Source organism: Nocardiopsis sp. NPDC101807 (assembly GCF_044766605.1).
Classification (GTDB): domain Bacteria; phylum Actinomycetota; class Actinomycetes; order Streptosporangiales; family Streptosporangiaceae; genus Nocardiopsis; species Nocardiopsis tropica.
The window spans coordinates 527,291-543,542 of sequence record NZ_JBIWMK010000006.1; the positions used below are offsets into that span (position 1 = coordinate 527,291).

Genomic DNA, 16,252 nt, shown 5'->3' on the forward strand with positions numbered 1-16,252 from the left:
CAAACCACCGCGCGGGTCGGAGGACCCGCGGCGCCCGCCCAGCCTGCGAGGACCGTTTCGTGCCCGACGAGACCCACGAGCCAAGTGCCGAGCAGCCAAGTGCCGAGCTCGAAGAGTTCCAGCGTGCCTGGACCGAACTGATCAACGCGGCCATACACGCGCGCTCGCGCAGCGGCCACGGACACCGGGGTGCCGAAGAACTCACTCTGACGCAGGCCCTGCTCATGGAGGCGGTGCGGGGCATGGACAGCCCGAGTGTGGGCGCCGTCGCCCAGATCGTGGGCGTCTCCTCTCCTTCCGCCACCCGCATGATCCAACAGCTGGAACGCAAGGGCATGATGGCGCGCCGCCGCTCGGAGCGTGACGAGCGCAGCACGGTGGTGGCGCTCACGGAGGAGGGTGAGAGGGTCCTCGCCATCCGGCGCAAGGAGATGGAGCGCAAGCAGCGGCAGGTCTTCGACGCCATAAGGCCCTCGCTGAGGCCCGTCGTGCTCACGCTCCTGCGCGACCTGCGCGCGGCGGTGGACGACACCTGACCCGGCGCGGGCGCGCTCCGGACGCCGCCCCGTGGGCGGCGGAGCGCCCCTCCGGCACGCGGCGCCCGGAGCGCGTCCCCTCCGCCCCCGGGGCCGGGGTGCGCCGGGCGCGGACGGGGCGTGCGCCCCGCCGCGCGGGGCCCGGCCGTCCCACTCGGACCCCGGCGCGGCGAGTCCCGCCCCGTCGCGTTCGGCCCGGTCAGCCCCGGCCGCCGGAGACCTCCGGCGCCCCCTCCCCCGGGGACGGCGCAGCCCCCTCCACGAGGTGCAGCCCCGCCACGCCGGCCAGGATCAGCACGACGAAGCCGATCCGCAGCACACCGAGGGCCTCGCCGAGGAAGGCGGTCCCGGCCAGGACCACCCCGGCCGCGCCGAGCCCGACCCAGACCGCGTACGCCGTGCCGACTGGCAGGTCCCGCAGCGCCAGGGACAGCAGCGTGAAGCTGGTCGCGGCGGCGCCCACCGCCAGGGCGCTCGGCCAGAGCCGGGAGAAGCCGTGCGACTCCTTCAGCGCCAGCGCCCACACGACCTCCAGGGCCGCGGCGGCCAGGAGCAGCGCCCAGGGGAGCGGGAGCCACTCGGAAGGGTGCGGCGCGCTCACGCGTTGGCCCCGGCGTCGACCAGGATCGACGTCCCCGTGATGCTCCGCCCGCCCGGTCCGGCCAGGTGGGCCACCGACGCCGCCACGTCCTCCGGGTCGGTGTAGCGCCCCAGGGCGGTCAGCGCGCGCTCGGCGTCGGCGCCGGGGCCGTCGGCCGGGTTCATCTCCGTGTCGGTGGACCCCGGGTGGACGAGGTTGACGGTGATCCCCCGGGGGCCCAGCTCGCGGGCCAGCGAGCGGGTCAGCCCCACCAGGGCCGCCTTGCTCGTCGTGTACAGCGTGGCCTCCGGGAGGGAGGCGCGCTCGCTCAGGTTGGTCCCGACGCCGATGATCCTGCCGCCCGGCCCCATGTGCCGGACGGCGGCCTGGGCGGCGACGAACGCGGCCCGGGCGTGGACGGCCATCGACCGGTCGAACTCGGCCACGGTGGCGTCGCCGAAGGGCCCGAAGACGGCGATCCCCGCGTTGTTCACCAGGATGTCCGGTCCGCCCAGGCGCTCGTGGACGAGGTCGACCGCCTCGCGGATCCGGTCCGGTTCGGCGGAGTCGGCGCGGACCGCGAGGACGCGGACCCCGGCCGCCCCGGCCTCGCGGGCCAGCGCCTCGGCGCGCTCCCGCGCGTTCAGGTAGGTGAACGCCACGTCGGCGCCGTCGGCGGCCAGCCTGCGGACGATCGCGGCCCCGATCCCGCGGCTGCCGCCGGTGACGAGCGCGACCCGTCCGGCGAGGGGGCTCCGTGTGCTGTCGTGGGCCATGTCGGCTCCCTGGTGCGTTGCTGGGGGTGGTGCGTCCGGGGAGGGCTCCCCGCGCGGCCGATACTAAGTGGAATTTCTTCCACTTACAAGGGGGTGGTGGGGCTCCGGCTATACTCGCCGCGTGTTCGCAGGTCACCAGGAACTTCCCGAGGCGTCCCCGTGAGCGCCCCCGCCCCGCGGCGCCGTACGCTCCCCATGGCCGGGGCGGCGCGTCCCGAGCGCGCCGACGCCGCCCGCAACCGCCGGGCCCTCCTCGCCGCCGCCCGCGAGCTCCACGCCGAACACGGCGCGGAGGGCCTCACCCTGGAGGCCGTGGCGGCCCGCGCGGGCACCGGGGTGGGCACGGTCTACCGGCGCTTCGGAGACCTGGCCGGGCTCACCCACGCGATGGTCGACTCCCAGGAGTACGAGTTCCAGCGGGGCTTCCTCGAAGGCCCGCCGCCCCTCGGGCCGGGAGCGCCCCCCCTCGAACGGCTGCACGCCTTCGCCGACGCCTTCGTCGACCGCCTGGAGGTCCAGGCCGGACTCCTCGCCGTCGCCGAGACCGCCTCGCCGCAGGCCCGCTACCGGAGCGGGGCCTACGCCGCCCACCACGCGCACCTGGTCTCCCTGGTCGCGGAACTGCGCCCGGACGCCGACCACGCCTACCTGGCGGACGTCCTGCTCGCCCCGCTGGAGGCCGCTCTCCACGTGCACCAGCGCAGGGGGCGCGGGATGTCCGAGGAGCGGGTCCGCGCCGGGGTGCACGGGGTGGTCGACCGCATCGCCCGCCCCTGAGGCCGGGGGAGGGGCCCGTCCGGCCCGGACGGCGGGCGTCCTGCCGCCCCCGGGGCCGGCGGAGGCGGCGGGAAGGCGCCGGAGGGCCGCCGTGGGCGGTGGCGCGTCCTCCGCCGGGCCGGTTCTGCCTTGCGCAGAAGGGCGCCGTCCGTCTCCCCGCCGCGGCGTACGCTCGGAGGAGACCACCGCTCACCCACCGGGAGGACCCGATGACCGACGTCCTACGCTCCCTGGACGAGGCCCGGAGGGGTCACCGCGCAGAGGAACCGCCGGAACCGCTCATGCGCGACCTCATCGGCGACCTCCTGCGACGGACCCGGACCGAGCAGGGCCGGACCCTGCGCGAGGTGGCGGAGGACGCCCAGGTCTCCCTCCCCTACCTGTCCGAGATCGAGCGCGGACGCAAGGAGGCCTCCTCCGAGGTCCTCGCCGCCGTCTACCGCTCCCTCGGCCTCAGCATGGCCGACGTGCTCGCCGCACTGTACGAGCGGACCGTGATGGCCCCGCTCACGCGAACACGCACCGGCCCGGGCGACTTCCGGCGCGCTCCGGCCCCCTCCGTCGCCGCCCCCGCCCACCGGGCCAGGGTCCTCTCCCTGGCCGCGTAGCGGCCCTGCCCCGCCCCCCGACGCGGTCGGGGGGCGGAGCGCGTCCGGGAGGCCCGGGGGCCGGCGGCACGCCCGCCGGGCCCCGGGCCCCGCCGCCCCTCAGGCCGCGCCGACGGCCTCCGGTGCGACCCGGCGGGTGGTGATGACCCCGTCCACCAGGCCGTACTCCTCGGCCTGCCGCGCGGTGAAGATCTTGTCCCGGTCGGTGTCGGCGCGCAGCCGCTCCACCGACTGCCCCGTGTGCCGCGCCAGGATCTCCTCCACCTGCGAGCGCACCCGCAGGATCTCGCCGGCCTGGATCTCCAGGTCGGCGGCGACGCCCTGGCCCTCGCCCGAGGGCTGGTGCAGCAGGACCCGCGCGTGCTCCAGCGCGAGCCGCTTGCCGGGCGCGCCCGCCGCGAGGAGCACCGCCGCGGCGGAGGCCGCCTGGCCCATGCACACCGTGGCGACGTCGGCGCGCACGAACCGCATGGTGTCGTAGATCGCCGTCAGCGCGGTGTTCGAGCCGCCCGGCGAGTTGATGTACAGCTGGATGTCGGCGTCGCTGGACTCGTAGTCGAGGTGGAGCATCTGCGCCATGACCACGTTCGCGACATCGTCGTCGATCGGGGTGCCCAGGAAGACGATCCGCTCCGACAGCAGCCGGCTGAAGACGTCGAAGGACCGCTCGCCGTGGGGCGTGCGCTCCACGACCACCGGCACCGTGTACCGCCCGCTCATCGCCTTCCCCCCGCCGTGCCCGTGGCGAACCCGGGGGCCTGCGTGCCCAGCCGGATGCCGCCGCCGCCGACCTCGGCCACGGACGCGACCACGTGGTCGACGAACCCGTAGTCCCTGGCCTCCTCGGCGGTGAACCAGGCGTCGCGGTGCTGGTCCCGGGAGATGGTCTCCTCCGACTGCCCGGTGTGCCGGGCGATCAGCCGCACCATGGTCTGCTTGGTGTGCGCGAGGTTCTCCGCCTGGATGGCGATGTCGGCGGCGGTCCCGCCGAGCCCCCCGCTGGGCTGGTGCATCATGATGCGCGAGTGCGGGAGGCTGTAGCGCTTCCCGGGGGCGCCGACGCAGGCCAGGAACTGGCCCATGCTGGCGGCGAACCCCATGACCAGCGTGGACACGTCGTTGGGGATGAAGTTCATCGTGTCGTAGACGGCCAGTCCCGCGGAGACGGAGCCGCCGGGGCTGTTGACGGCCAGCGTGATGTCCTTGTGCGGGTCCTCGTCGGCGAGCAGCAGCAGCTGGGCGCAGACGCGGTTCGCGCTGGTCTCGTCGACCTGGGTGCCCAGCAGCACGATGCGGCTGCGCATGAGGCGCGCCGCCATCTGGTCGTCGAAGGCCGCCCCCGCCGCCTCGTGCGAGGCGGCGGGACGTGGGTGGATGGACATGGAACCCTCCTCGTCCGGCCCTCCGTGGCGGGGTGGTCGCCCGCCCGGCCGGTGGTCCCAGACTGCGGCCGCGGCCCCGGCGGATTCCACCGTTTCGGCCCGCCGCAGATCTGCCCCCGGCAGATCCCGCTCCGCGCCCGTCCGCGGCCGGGCCCGCCCGGCCCGACGGTCCGCCGCTCCGCGTCGATCCGGCCCCCGCACAGGCACGGGTTCTGCCGGGATGAGCAGGGACGGGGGCAAAAAAAGCGGCAAAAGAGTAGTTCAGGGGATGGACTCGCCGTGTTTTCCCCTTCCGGCAATGGGCACGGGGAGAGGGCATCTACGTGGGGGAGGAACCTGTGGAGATCACCGGAATCATCAGTGCGATCATCGTCGGCCTCATCATCGGAGCACTGGGCCGCCTCGTCGTGCCGGGCAAACAGCACCTGCCGATCTGGCTCACCCTGCTCCTGGGCATCGTGGCCGCCTTCCTCGGCGGCTGGATCGGGGCGATGATCTGGGACCAGTTCCTTTTCATCCTGGTCATCCAGGTTCTTGTCGCCGCCGGAATCGTCTACCTGGCGGACGGGATGTACTCGAAGAACGCGAGGGGGACCGCCTAGCGGCGCCACCCCGGCCGGTGTCCCCGGCCGGGGCGACCCTCCCGGGGCCGAGGCCCCGGGGAGCACCTCCGGAAGGCCACCGGGTCCTACCCGGTGGCCTCGTCCACGCCCACGGCCCGGCCCAGCGACACGGACCTCTCGGCGGCCTCCAGCACCGCGACCACGTCCCGGCCGAAGCGCACGTCGCACGGTTCCTCCGCGCCGCCGATCCGGGCTCCCAACCGGTCGACCGCCGTGCCGAACGCCTCCACCGCCGACCGGTCGCCGCCCGGAACCGGCACCCAGCCCCGTTCGCCGTGCAGGACGATCTCGAAGGTCGTCGCCTCCGGCGGGGCGTCGAGGGTCACCGCGAACGAGCCGACCGCCCCGTTCTCGTGCTGGGTGAGCATGTGCGTGGTGTGCCCGGGGCCGGCCAGGGCCGTCACCCGGGTGACCGGGCCGAGCACCGGCAGCACCACCGACAGCACGTGGGGGCCCACGTCCCACAGGCCTCCCCGCTCCCGGCGCCACGGTGAGGCGCCGTACGGGTTGCCGGGCTGGAAGATCGACGCGAACAGGGTCGCCCGGACGCCGTGCCACCCGCCCTCGGCGGCGGCCGAGCGCACGAACTCCTCGACGCTGTCGGAGAAGCGGTTGGTGAAGAACACCACCGACGCCAGGTCCCGCGCCGCGACCTCGGCGGCGAGTTCCCCGGCGGCCGCGGCTGAGAGCGCCACGGGCTTGTCGAGCAGGAGGTGCTTCCCGGCCCTCGCCGCGCGCAGGGCCAGGTCGGCCTGCACGTCGGGCGGCAGGGCGATCGACACGGCGTCCACGTCGGCGAGCAGCGCGTCGACGCCGTCGTACGCGCGGGCGCCGTAGCGGTCGGCGAGCGCCGCGGCCTTGGCCGGGTCGCGTCCCCACACCCCGGCGAGGACGGCGTCGGGGTGCGCGTCCAGCGCCGCGCCGTGCGTCTCCGCCGCCCAGTGGCCGGTGCCCAGCAGTCCGAACCTGAGGCCCATACGGTTCTCCCTTGTTGTCGGCCGGCCGCCATTGTGCAGGGGAGCGCCCCCGACCCCGGCGACCGGCCCCCTCTCTCCCGCGCTGCGGCCCGGGAGGTGTCAGACGACGCGGCGCGCCCCCGCGGAGGGGACGGCCTCGAAGACCCCTGGTTCGGCGAAGCCCCGCTCCCGGTAGGCCTCCCGTACGGCCTCGGCGCAGTCCCGCGCCCCGTCGGCCGCCACGAGCGCGATCACGCACCCGCCGAACCCCCCGCCGGTGATCCGCGCGCCCAGCGCCCCGGCGGCCAGGGCCGCGTCGACGGCGGTGTCCACCTCGGGCACGGTAACCTCGTAGTCGTCGCGCAGGGAGGCGTGCGAGGCGGTGAGCAGCGGGCCGACCGCGCGCACGTCGCCGGAGCGGAGCAGCGCCACGGCCTCCAGCACCCGCGCGTTCTCGGTCACCACGTGGCGCACCCGCCTCCGCGACAGGTCGTCGGGCAGGGCGGCCAGGGCCCCCGGCAGGTCGGCGACGTCGCGCAGGGCCGCCAGCCCCAGGGCCCGGGAGGCGTCCTCGCAGGCGCGGCGCCGGTCGGCGTAGTGGCCCTCCACCAGCCGGTGCGGGGCGCGGGTGTCCACCACCAGGAGGGAGAGCCCGTGCTCGCCGGGGGCGAAGGGCACCTGCTCGGTCTCCATCGTGCGGGTGTCCATGAACAGGGCGTGGCCCTCGGTGGAGAGCATGGACGCCGACTGGTCCAGGATCCCGCAGGGCATCCCCACGAAGTCGTTCTCCACCCGCTGGGCCAGGCGGATCACCCGGTCGGGCGGGAGGTCGGCGCCGTGCAGGGCGGCAGCGGCCATGACCACCGCGCACGTGAGCGCGGCGGAGGACGACAGCCCCGCGCCGGTCGGGACGGCGCTGTCGACCAGCAGGTCCAGCCCGCCCACCGGGTACCCCTCCTGTCCCAGGACCCACAGGGCGCCGGCCGGGTAGGCGGCCCACCCCCCGACCGCGCCGGGGACCAGCTCCGCCAGGGAGGCGCCGAACTCCCCGGCCGTCTGCCCGGACCGGAACCGCACGGCGCCGTCCGGGCGCCGGGAGGCGGCGGCGGTCAGGGCGAGGGGGAGGGCGAACGGGAGCACGAACCCGTCGTTGTAGTCGGTGTGCTCCCCGATGAGGTTGATGCGGCCGGGCGCGGACCACACGCCCTCCGGGCCGTGGCCGAACACCGCGCGGAACGCGGACGACACGTCGCTCATGTGGTGGTGCCCTCTCGTCCGTCCGAGGCATCGCGCCCCGTGCGCCGTCCGGGTCCGCGTGCCGTCCGTGCCCCCGGGCCGGCCCCGGAGCCGTGCCCCGTGCGCCGTCCGCGTCCCCGTCCCGTCCCGGCCCCCCGCTCCGGTCCGCGCCCCGGGCGGCCGTGGGCCGGACGGCCCGGACCGCCCGCCGCCCCGGGGGAGGGCCCGTCCGCCGGCCTCACGGTCGGGGGAGCGCGCGGGCGAACGCCCACGCGTCGGCGACGGTCTCCTCCAGCGTGCGGGTCGGGGACCAGCCCAGGTCCCGCCGGGCCCGCTCGTTGGCGGCCACCAGCACCGCCGGGTCGCCCGGCCGGCGCGGGGAGTCCACCGCCGGGACCGGGTGGCCGGTGGCCCGCCGGACGGCGTCGAGGACCTCGCGCACGGTGTGCCCCCCGCCCGTGCCCAGGTTGACGGCGCGGTGGGTCCCCGGGACCAACCGCTCCAGGGCCCGCAGGTGCGCGTCGGCGAGGTCGGCGACGTGCAGGTAGTCGCGCACCGCCGTCCCGTCCCGGGTCGGGTAGTCGGTGCCGTACACGTGTGCGCCGTCCCCCTCCCCGGCGGCCACGCGCAGCAGGTTCGGGATCAGGTGGGTCTCGGGGTCGTGCCGCTCGCCCAGGCCGAGATGGGCGCCGGCGACGTTGAAGTAGCGCAGGCTCATGGCGCCCAGCCCGTACGCGCGGGCCCAGGACGCCAGCATGTGGTCCACGGCGAGCTTGCTCGCCCCGTACGGGTTGGTGGGCACGGCGGGGTCGGTCTCCGCGATCGGCCCGGGCGACACGGGCTCGCCGTAGACGGCGGCGCTGGAGGAGAACACCATCCGGCGGACGCCGTGGCGCCGCACCGCCTCCAGGAGGGCGAGGGAGCCCGCCACGTTGGTGCGCCAGTAGGCCCCGGGGTCGTCCACGGACTCGCCGACCAGCGACTTCCCGGCGAAGTGCAGGACGGCGTCCACGGACGGGTCCAGCACGTCGGCGGCGTCCGCCAGGTCGGCGACCACCAGCCGGGCGCCCCCGGGGACGGTGTCGCGGTGCCCCGTGGACAGGTCGTCCAGCACCGTCACCTCGTGTCCGGCCCGCAGGAGCAGGGCGGTCACCACACCGCCGACGTATCCGGCCCCGCCGGTGACGAGCAGTCTCACTGTGCGACCTCCCTGAGGCGGCGGGCGGTGGTCTCGGGGGCGACGTCGTTGATGAACACGCCCATGCCGGACTCGGTCCCGGCGAGGTACTTGAGCTTGCCCGGCGCCCTGCGGACGGAGAACAGCTCCAGGCGCAGGCGCGCCAGGCCGCGCCGGGGGTCCCGGACCGGGGCCTGGTGCCAGGCGGAGATGTAGGGGAGGGGCGCGTCGTACAGGGCGTCGAAGCGGCCCAGCACGTCCAGGTACAGGAGCCCGAAGTCGTCGCGTTCGGCGCCGGTGAGCGAGGGCAGGTCGGGCACCGCCCGGTGCGGGTACAGGTGCACCTCCACCGGCCAGCGCGCGGCGGCCGGGACGAACGCCGTCCAGTGCTCGGTCCGGGCCACGACCCGGCTCCCCGCCTCCTGCTCGGCGCGCAGGACGTCGGCGAACAGGTCGCCCCCGGTGCGCGCCCGGTACTCCTCGGCCGAGTCGAGGGTGCGCAGGGTGCGGGGGGTCACGAACGGGAGGGCGTAGATCTGGCCGTGGGGGTGGTGGAGGGTCACCCCGATCTCCGGCCCCCGGTTCTCGAAGCAGTAGACCTGCTCCACGCCGGGCAGGGCGGACAGGGCGAGGGTCCGGTCGACCCAGGCCTCCATCACGGTGCGGGCGCGCCCGGGGGAGAGGTCGGCGAACGAGGCGCGGTGGTCGGACCCGAACACGAGGACCTCGCAGCGGCCGGCGCCCACCCTGCGGGAGGGCTCCAGCTCGCCGACGTCCTCCAGCTCCCGGCCGTGGTCGGGGACGAGGGAGGGGAAGCGGTTCTCGAAGGCCACCACGTCGTAGGAGGCCGCCGGGATCTCGGTCGCGCGCCCGCCGACGGAGGGGCACAGGGGGCAGTCGTCGCTGGAGGGCAGGTGGGTGCGCCCCTGCCGGTGGGAGGCGACGACCACCCATTCGCGCAGCAGCGGGTCCCAGCGCATCTCCGACCCGGTGGCGGACGGCGGCAGGTCGCGCGTGTCGGGCGCGGGCTCGCGGACGGCGCCGCCCTCGTCGAAGTAGACGATCTCGCGGCCGTCGGCCAGCTTCGCCGGGGTCCTGCGCAGGGGGCGGGCGGGTTCCGCGGCGACGGTGCCGGGGGCGCCCCGCCCCGCGCCCCCGCCGGCGGCGCCCGGTCGGTGCCCGCGCCCGGCCGGGCCGTCCTGCGGGGCGCGCGTCATCCCTGCTCCGTCCGGGGCCGCACGTCGGCGACCACGAGGCGGCCGACCTGCTCGGAGAGCGCGGCGCGTGCCGCGTCGGGGATCCCGGAGTCGGTGACGAGCACGTCGCAGCGGTCCAGCGGCGCGATGGTGCTGATCCCGACGGTGCCCCACTTGCTGTGGTCGGCGGCCACGACGAGGGTGGCGGCGGCCTCCACCAGGGCGCGGTTGGTCTCGGACTCCATGAGGTTCGGGGTGGTGAACCCGGCGCGCTCCTGCATGCCGTGCACGCCCAGGACCAGGGCGTCCAGGTTGAGGCCGCGGATCGAGGCGAGCGCGAGCGGGCCGACGAGCGCGTCGGAGGGCGTGCGGAAGCCGCCCGTCAGGGCGACGGTCTGGTCCGGCCGGGCGGTGCGGTGGAACACCTCGGCCACGTGCAGGGAGTTGGTGACCACGGTCAGCCCGGGGGTGTCGGCCAGGTACTCGGCGACGAGCGCGGTCGTGGTGCCGGCCGACAGGCCGACGGCGCTGTGCGGTTCGACCAGGCCGGCGGCGGCGCGGGCGATCGCGTGCTTCTCGTCCTCCTGGCGGGTGGACTTGGCCTCGAACCCCGGCTCCTCGGTGCGGGCGCCCTCCGGCGCGACGGCGCCGCCGTGCACCTTGCGGAGGGAGCCGCGGTGCTCCAGGACGTCGAGGTCGCGCCGGACGGTCATGTCCGACACCGCGAGGCTCTCGACGAGGTCGGCGACCCTGACGCCCCCGGTCCGCCTGACCTGTTCGAGGATCAGCTCCTGCCGTTGCGCGGCCAGCATCCGTCCCCCAAGCGATGAGTGGAAATGTTGAAAGGTGTTCGTTCCAGTGTTGCAGGTTCCGTGTTCGTGTCAATAGGGACGATAGTGCGTGGTTTTCTGTTCGGAAAAGTTGAGAAGTGTTGACAAGTGGGAGTGATGTACCGAACATGTGGAGAACTGTGATCGCCTTCACACCCGTTCGGAGGAGTCCTCGATGCACCACAGACCTCCGGGACCGCCGGGCCTGCGGCGACGCGCCCTCCTGGGCGGCCTGGCCGGAGCCGGGGTGCTCCTGGCCCTGCCCGGCCTCACCGGGTGCGGCGCCGCGGGCCGCGACGACCCGAACACGGTCACGATGGCCTCGAACCGGGCCAACCCCGCCCAGCGGGAGGCCGTCCGGGAGAGCCTCGGCGTGTACGAGGCCGCCTCCGGGCGGACCGTCGAGGTCAACACCTTCGACTCCACCTCCTTCCAGGAGAGCGTCAACAACTACCTCCAGGGCACCCCGGACGACGTCATCGGCTGGTTCGCCGGGTACCGGATGCGGTTCTTCGCCGAACGGGGCCTGATCAGCGACGTCTCCGACGTCTGGGAGCGGCACTTCGAGGGGGCCTTCACCGACCAGGTGAGGAGCCTGTGCACGGCCCCCGACGGCAGGCAGTACATGGTCCCCGACTCCACCGCGCCCTGGGCGGTCTTCCACCGCAGGAGCCTGTTCGAGCGCAACGGCTACGAGGTCCCCGCCACGAGGGAGGAGTTCGTCGGGCTGTGCGAGCGGATGCGCGCCGACGGCCTCGAACCCCTCGCCTCCGGGATCCGCGAGGGCTGGCCCGCGATGGGCATGTTCGACCACCTCAACCTGCGCATCAACGGCCCCGAGTTCCACCTCGGACTCCTCGACGGCGACCACTCCTGGGACTCGCCCGAGGTCAGGAGCGTTTTCGGGGCCTGGGCCGACCTCCTGCCCCACCACCAGCCCGACCCCCTGGGCCGCGGGATCAACGAGGCGCAGACCTCCCTGGTGCGCGGCGAGGCCGGGATGATGCTGTGCGGCATGTTCATCACCCACGTCTTCCCCGAGGGGGAGGACCTGGACGACCTGGACTGCTTCGCCTTCCCCGAGTTCGACCCCGAGATCGGCGCCGACGTGGTCGAGGCGCCCATCGACGGGTTCATGGTCTCCGGCGACCCGCGCAACCCCGAGGGCGCCCGCGAACTCCTCGGCCACCTCGGCTCGCTGGAGGCGCAGGAGATCTACACCGCGATCGACCCGCAGGCGCTCCCCACCCACCTGGACGCGGGCACCGGCGGGTTCAGCCCGCTCGACGCGAAGGTCAACGACATGGTCGCGAGCGCCGGCGCGCTCACCCAGTACATGGACCGCGACACCCGGCCCGACTTCGCGTCCGTCGTCATGATCCCCGCCCTCCAGCGCTTCCTGCGCCAACCCGACGACATCGCCGACCTGACCGGCACCATCCAGCGCCAGAAGCTGTCGATCTTCGGCCGGTGAACCAGAAGTGAAGGAGACAGGCATGGCGTCGAACGGCCCCCCGCCTCCCCCCGCAGCCAGGACGGACGGGCCCCCTCCCCCCGCCCCGGCGCGGCGCACCGGACGCGCCCGGCGCCCGGGGACGGGCCCCCGCCACGGGCGCGCCGACCGCGCCGCCCTCGCCCTCATGCTGGGCGTGCCCGCCCTGCTCGTGATCGGCCTGGTGTGGCTGCCCGCGGCGGCCACGGTCCTGCTGTCGTTCACCCGGTGGGACGGCATCGGCGGCCTGGACACCATCGAGTGGATCGGCGTCCAGAACTACACGGACGCGTTCACCATCTACCCGCCGTTCGGGCCCGCCCTGCGCAACAACCTCGTGTGGCTGGCGTTCCTGTTCACGGTCCCCACCCTGCTCGGGATGCTCCTGGCGGTGCTGCTCGACCGGGAGCTGCGCGGCGGCCCGGTGTACCAGAGCATCTTCTACCTGCCCGTGGTGCTCTCGCTCGCCCTCATCGGGTTCGTGTGGCAGCTCATCTACTCCCGCGACCAGGGCCTGCTCAACGCGTTCCTCGCCGTCGTCGCCGACGCGCCCGCCGTGGACTGGTTCGGCGACCCGGACATCAACCTGTACGCGGTGCTGGTCGCGGCCGGATGGCGGCACACCGGGTACATCATGCTGCTCTACCTGGCGGGGCTGAAGGCCGTCGACCCGTCCCTGCGCGAGGCCGCCGCCATCGACGGCGCCGGACCCGTGCGCACCTTCACCCGGGTCGTCTTCCCGGCGCTGCTCCCCATCAACCTGGTCGTGGTCGTCGTGACCGTCATCGACGCACTGCGCGCCTTCGACATCGTGTGGGTCATCAACCGGGGCCGCAACGGCCTGGAGCTGATCTCCGCGCTGGTGACCTCCAACGTCATCGGCGAGGCCAGCAGGGTGGGCTTCGGCTCCGCGCTGGCCGTGGTCATGCTGGTGATCTCCCTGGTGTTCATCGTCGTCTACGTGTCCACCATGCTGAGAGGGGCCCAGAGGTGACCGCCGCGACACCCCCCGAGACCCGACGCACCGGGCCCCCGACGCGCCGGGGCCCCGCCCGCCGGCGCCTGCGCCCGGCACGGGCGCTGCTGCACGCGTTCCTCGTCGTGACGGCGCTGGCCTGGCTGTTCCCCGTGCTGTGGGCGGTGGTGAACTCCTTCCGCGACTACGACTACACGGCGCTGCACGGCTACCTGTCCCTCGGCGGGTTCACCCTCGACAACTACGCCAACGCCTGGAACCAGGGCGAACTGCCGGGCTACTTCCTGAACTCCCTGGTCATCACCGTCCCCGCGGTGCTGCTCACCCTGTTCCTGTCGTCGTGCGCGGCGTTCGTGCTCTCCGCCTACTCGCGCCGCTTCAACCTGGTGATGCTCGCGGTGTTCCTCGCCGCGAACCTCCTGCCGTCGCAGGCCCTCCTCGTCCCGCTGTTCCGCCTCTACAACGCCGTCCCCCTGCCCTACTGGATCAGCGGGTCGGGGTCGCTCTACGACAGCCACCTGGGCGTGGTCCTCATCCACACGGCGTTCCAGATCGGCTTCTGCACGTTCGTCCTCAGCAACTTCATGAGGGCGATGCCCGCGTCGCTCCTCGAAGCCGCCAGGGTGGACGGGGCGACCGTCTTCCAGCAGTACCGGAAGGTGGTGCTCCCGCTGTGCCGCCCGAGCCTCGCGGCCCTGGCCACACTGCTGGTCACCTGGATCTACAACGACTTCTTCTGGGCGCTCGCGCTGCTGTCCAGCGCCGACAAGCTGCCCATCACCACCGCGCTCCAGAACCTCCAGAGCGCGTTCTTCGTCGACTACAACCTGCTGTCGGCCGGGTCGGTCATCGTCGCCCTGCCCACGCTGGTCGTGTTCTTCGTACTGCAACGCCACTTCGTGGCCGGACTGACCCTGGGAGCGAGCAAGGGATGACGTACCGCACCGTCCGCCTGAACGCGGCGGGGACCGCGCTGGTCGTCGGGGTCCCCGACGAGGGCCTGCCCCACGTGCTGCACTGGGGCGCCGACCTGCCCGACGACGCCGGGCTCGCCGACGCCGCGTCGCCGCCCGCCGCCCACAACGGGATCGACGTCCCCACCTGGGTGTCGCTGGCGCCCACCCAGGGGGAGGGCTGGCGCGGCCACCCCGGGATCGCCGGGCACCACGAGGGCCGGGCGACCTTCCCCGCCTGGACCGTCCGCTCCGTGACCGTCGACCCGCCGGAGGGCCCGGACGGCGGCGCGGGGGCGGGCGCCCCCGGGGACGGCGCGGGGGGCGCGGTCACCGTCCTCGCCGCGGCCGCGGGGCTGGAACTGCGCTGCGAGCTGAGGCTGGAGCCCTCCGGCCTGGTCCGCGCCCGCAACACGGTCACCAACACCGACGACGCCCCGTGGACCCTGGACTCGCTCCTGGTCACCATGCCCCTGCCCCGCGAGGCCGGGGAGGTCCTCGACCTCACCGGGCGCTGGTGCCGCGAACGCGCGCCCCAGCGCCAGGACCTCTCCATGGGCACGCGCATGCGCGCCTCCCGCCGCGGCAGGACCGGGCACGACGCCACCCTGCTGCTCACCGCCGGGACGCCCGGGTTCGGGTTCCGGCACGGCGAGGTGTGGGGGGTGCACACCGCCTGGAGCGGCGACCACGTCCACCTGGCCGAGCGCCTGCCCGAGGGGGCCGGGCACGCCGACGCGGTCCTCGCGGGCGGCGAACTCCTCCACCCCGGCGAGGTCCGGCTCGCCCGGGGCGAGTCCTACTCCACGCCGTGGGTGTTCCTGTCCTGGTCCGACCGGGGGCTGGACGGGATGTCCTCGCGGATCCACCGCTGGCTGCGGGCCAGGCCGGGCCACCCCTCCTCGCCGCGACCGGTCGTCCTCAACACCTGGGAGGCCGTCTACTTCGACCACGACCTCGACAAGCTCAAGCGGCTGGCCGACACGGCGGCCCGGATCGGCGCCGAGCGGTTCGTCCTGGACGACGGGTGGTTCCGGGGCCGCCGCGACGACACCGCCGGGCTCGGCGACTGGACGGTGGACACCGGGGTGTGGCCCGACGGCCTGCACCCCCTCTTCGACCACGTCCGCTCCCTGGGGATGGAGGCGGGGCTGTGGGTCGAGCCGGAGATGGCCAACCCCGACTCCGACCTGCTGCGCGCCCACCCCGAGTGGATCCTGGCCGCCGAGGGCCGCCTGCCCCCGCCCAGCCGCAGCCAGCAGGTCCTCGACCTGTCGCGACCCGAGGCCTTCCGGTACGTGTTCGAGCACCTGGACGCCCTGGTCACCGAGTACCGCCCCGACTACCTCAAGTGGGACCACAACCGCGACCTGCTCGAACCCGTGCACGCCCCCACCGGAGCGGCGGGCACGCACCGGCAGACCCTCGCCGTGTACGCGCTCCTCGACCGGCTGCGCGAGCGCCACCCCGGCCTGGAGATCGAGTCGTGCTCCTCCGGCGGCGGACGGGTGGACCTGGGCGTCCTGGAGCGCACGGACCGGGTGTGGGCCTCCGACTGCAACGACCCCCTGGAGCGGCTGGCCCTCCAGCGCTGGACCTCCCTGCTCCTGCCCCCCGAACTGGTGGGCAGCCACGTCGGCGGCCCCGTCTCGCACACCACCGGCCGGGCCGCGGACCTGTCGTTCCGCTGCCTCGCCGCCCTCCTCTCCCACACGGGGATCGAATGGGACGTCACCACGTGCACCGAGGACGAGCTCGGCGTCCTGGCCTCCTGGATCTCCCTCTACAAGGAGCTGCGGCCCCTCCTGCACTCGGGCGACCCCGTGCACGCCGACGCGCCCGACCCCTCCGAACAGCTCGACGGGGTGGTCTCCCGCGACGGCGGCGAGGCGGTCTTCCGGTACGCCCGGCTGACGACCTCCGCCCGGGCCCTCCCGGGGCGGGTACGCCTGCCCGGCCTGCGCGAGGACCGCGTCTACCGGCTGGCGTGGCGCCGGGAGGCGGGACGGCCCTCCACCCTCCAGCAGGCGCTCCCGGCGTGGTTCCGCGAGGGGGAGGCCGCCGTCTCCGGCGCGGTCCTCGCCCGCTCGGGGGTGCAGCTGCCCAACCTCAACCCGTCCCAAGCCCTGCTCCTGCACCTGAGGGAGGTCTGAC

At 74.6% G+C, this 16,252-nt stretch carries 17 protein-coding genes; 8 read left to right on the plus strand and 9 right to left on the minus strand.

The window, feature by feature from the left end:
- Positions 1-59: 59 nt before the first annotated feature.
- Positions 60-536, plus strand: a complete 477-nt coding sequence (locus ACIRPH_RS21220) for a MarR family winged helix-turn-helix transcriptional regulator (protein WP_402916828.1) — start codon at positions 60-62, stop codon at positions 534-536.
- Positions 537-735: 199 nt separating this feature from the next.
- On the opposite strand, the gene ACIRPH_RS21225 is transcribed toward ACIRPH_RS21220, so the two are convergent.
- Positions 736-1,137, minus strand: a complete 402-nt coding sequence (locus ACIRPH_RS21225) for a DMT family transporter (protein ID WP_402916830.1) — start codon at positions 1,135-1,137, stop codon at positions 736-738.
- A complete protein-coding gene (locus ACIRPH_RS21230; protein WP_402916832.1) occupies positions 1,134-1,892 on the minus strand; it encodes an SDR family NAD(P)-dependent oxidoreductase in 759 nt (252 codons plus the stop codon). The genes ACIRPH_RS21225 and ACIRPH_RS21230 overlap by 4 nt, the downstream gene beginning before the upstream one ends.
- A 159-nt stretch (positions 1,893-2,051) precedes the next feature.
- Between ACIRPH_RS21230 and ACIRPH_RS21235 the strand changes: the two genes are divergently transcribed.
- Entirely contained in the window at positions 2,052-2,669 is a 618-nt protein-coding gene (locus ACIRPH_RS21235) for a helix-turn-helix domain-containing protein (RefSeq protein WP_402916834.1), read from the plus strand.
- Between the two features lie 209 nt (positions 2,670-2,878).
- Positions 2,879-3,277: a helix-turn-helix domain-containing protein gene (locus ACIRPH_RS21240; protein WP_402916836.1), complete on the plus strand. Its 399-nt coding sequence runs from the start codon at positions 2,879-2,881 to the stop codon at positions 3,275-3,277.
- Positions 3,278-3,376: 99 nt separating this feature from the next.
- On the opposite strand, the gene ACIRPH_RS21245 is transcribed toward ACIRPH_RS21240, so the two are convergent.
- Entirely contained in the window at positions 3,377-3,997 is a 621-nt protein-coding gene (locus ACIRPH_RS21245; RefSeq protein ID WP_402916838.1) for an ATP-dependent Clp protease proteolytic subunit, read from the minus strand.
- Positions 3,994-4,659, minus strand: coding sequence for a ClpP family protease (locus ACIRPH_RS21250; protein ID WP_402916840.1), 666 nt, complete (start codon positions 4,657-4,659; stop codon positions 3,994-3,996). Before ACIRPH_RS21250 ends, ACIRPH_RS21245 begins: the two co-directional genes overlap by 4 nt.
- A gap of 338 nt (positions 4,660-4,997) precedes the next feature.
- Here ACIRPH_RS21250 and ACIRPH_RS21255 point away from each other — a divergent pair, with 338 nt between their 5' ends.
- Complete coding sequence (locus ACIRPH_RS21255; RefSeq protein ID WP_267946905.1) at positions 4,998-5,261, plus strand: GlsB/YeaQ/YmgE family stress response membrane protein; 264 nt, start codon at positions 4,998-5,000, stop codon at positions 5,259-5,261.
- A gap of 86 nt (positions 5,262-5,347) precedes the next feature.
- On the opposite strand, the gene ACIRPH_RS21260 is transcribed toward ACIRPH_RS21255, so the two are convergent.
- From ACIRPH_RS21260 to ACIRPH_RS21280, 5 genes are all read right to left on the minus strand, one after another.
- Complete coding sequence (locus ACIRPH_RS21260) at positions 5,348-6,259, minus strand: Gfo/Idh/MocA family protein (RefSeq protein WP_402916842.1); 912 nt, start codon at positions 6,257-6,259, stop codon at positions 5,348-5,350.
- A 99-nt stretch (positions 6,260-6,358) separates the two neighbouring features.
- Positions 6,359-7,495, minus strand: coding sequence for a galactokinase (galK, locus tag ACIRPH_RS21265; RefSeq protein WP_402916844.1), 1,137 nt, complete (start codon positions 7,493-7,495; stop codon positions 6,359-6,361).
- Between the two features lie 217 nt (positions 7,496-7,712).
- A complete protein-coding gene (galE, locus tag ACIRPH_RS21270; protein ID WP_402916846.1) occupies positions 7,713-8,672 on the minus strand; it encodes a UDP-glucose 4-epimerase GalE in 960 nt (319 codons plus the stop codon).
- The gene (gene galT, locus ACIRPH_RS21275) at positions 8,669-9,754 is read right to left on the minus strand and encodes a galactose-1-phosphate uridylyltransferase (RefSeq protein ID WP_402916935.1); all 1,086 of its coding nucleotides are present in this window, start codon (positions 9,752-9,754) and stop codon (positions 8,669-8,671) included. Before galT ends, galE begins: the two co-directional genes overlap by 4 nt.
- A gap of 110 nt (positions 9,755-9,864) precedes the next feature.
- Complete coding sequence (locus ACIRPH_RS21280; RefSeq protein ID WP_402916848.1) at positions 9,865-10,659, minus strand: DeoR/GlpR family DNA-binding transcription regulator; 795 nt, start codon at positions 10,657-10,659, stop codon at positions 9,865-9,867.
- A gap of 193 nt (positions 10,660-10,852) precedes the next feature.
- On the opposite strand from ACIRPH_RS21280, the gene ACIRPH_RS21285 reads away from it, so the two are divergent.
- The 4 genes from ACIRPH_RS21285 (at position 10,853) to ACIRPH_RS21300 (ending at position 16,251) form a co-directional block, all read left to right on the plus strand.
- A complete protein-coding gene (locus ACIRPH_RS21285) occupies positions 10,853-12,151 on the plus strand; it encodes an ABC transporter substrate-binding protein (RefSeq protein WP_402916850.1) in 1,299 nt (432 codons plus the stop codon).
- A 22-nt stretch (positions 12,152-12,173) separates the two neighbouring features.
- Positions 12,174-13,163, plus strand: coding sequence for a carbohydrate ABC transporter permease (locus ACIRPH_RS21290; RefSeq protein ID WP_402916852.1), 990 nt, complete (start codon positions 12,174-12,176; stop codon positions 13,161-13,163).
- Between the two features lie 68 nt (positions 13,164-13,231).
- Complete coding sequence (locus tag ACIRPH_RS21295; protein ID WP_402916937.1) at positions 13,232-14,080, plus strand: carbohydrate ABC transporter permease; 849 nt, start codon at positions 13,232-13,234, stop codon at positions 14,078-14,080.
- Complete coding sequence (locus ACIRPH_RS21300) at positions 14,077-16,251, plus strand: alpha-galactosidase (RefSeq protein WP_402916854.1); 2,175 nt, start codon at positions 14,077-14,079, stop codon at positions 16,249-16,251. Before ACIRPH_RS21295 ends, ACIRPH_RS21300 begins: the two co-directional genes overlap by 4 nt.
- Position 16,252 lies beyond the last annotated feature (1 nt).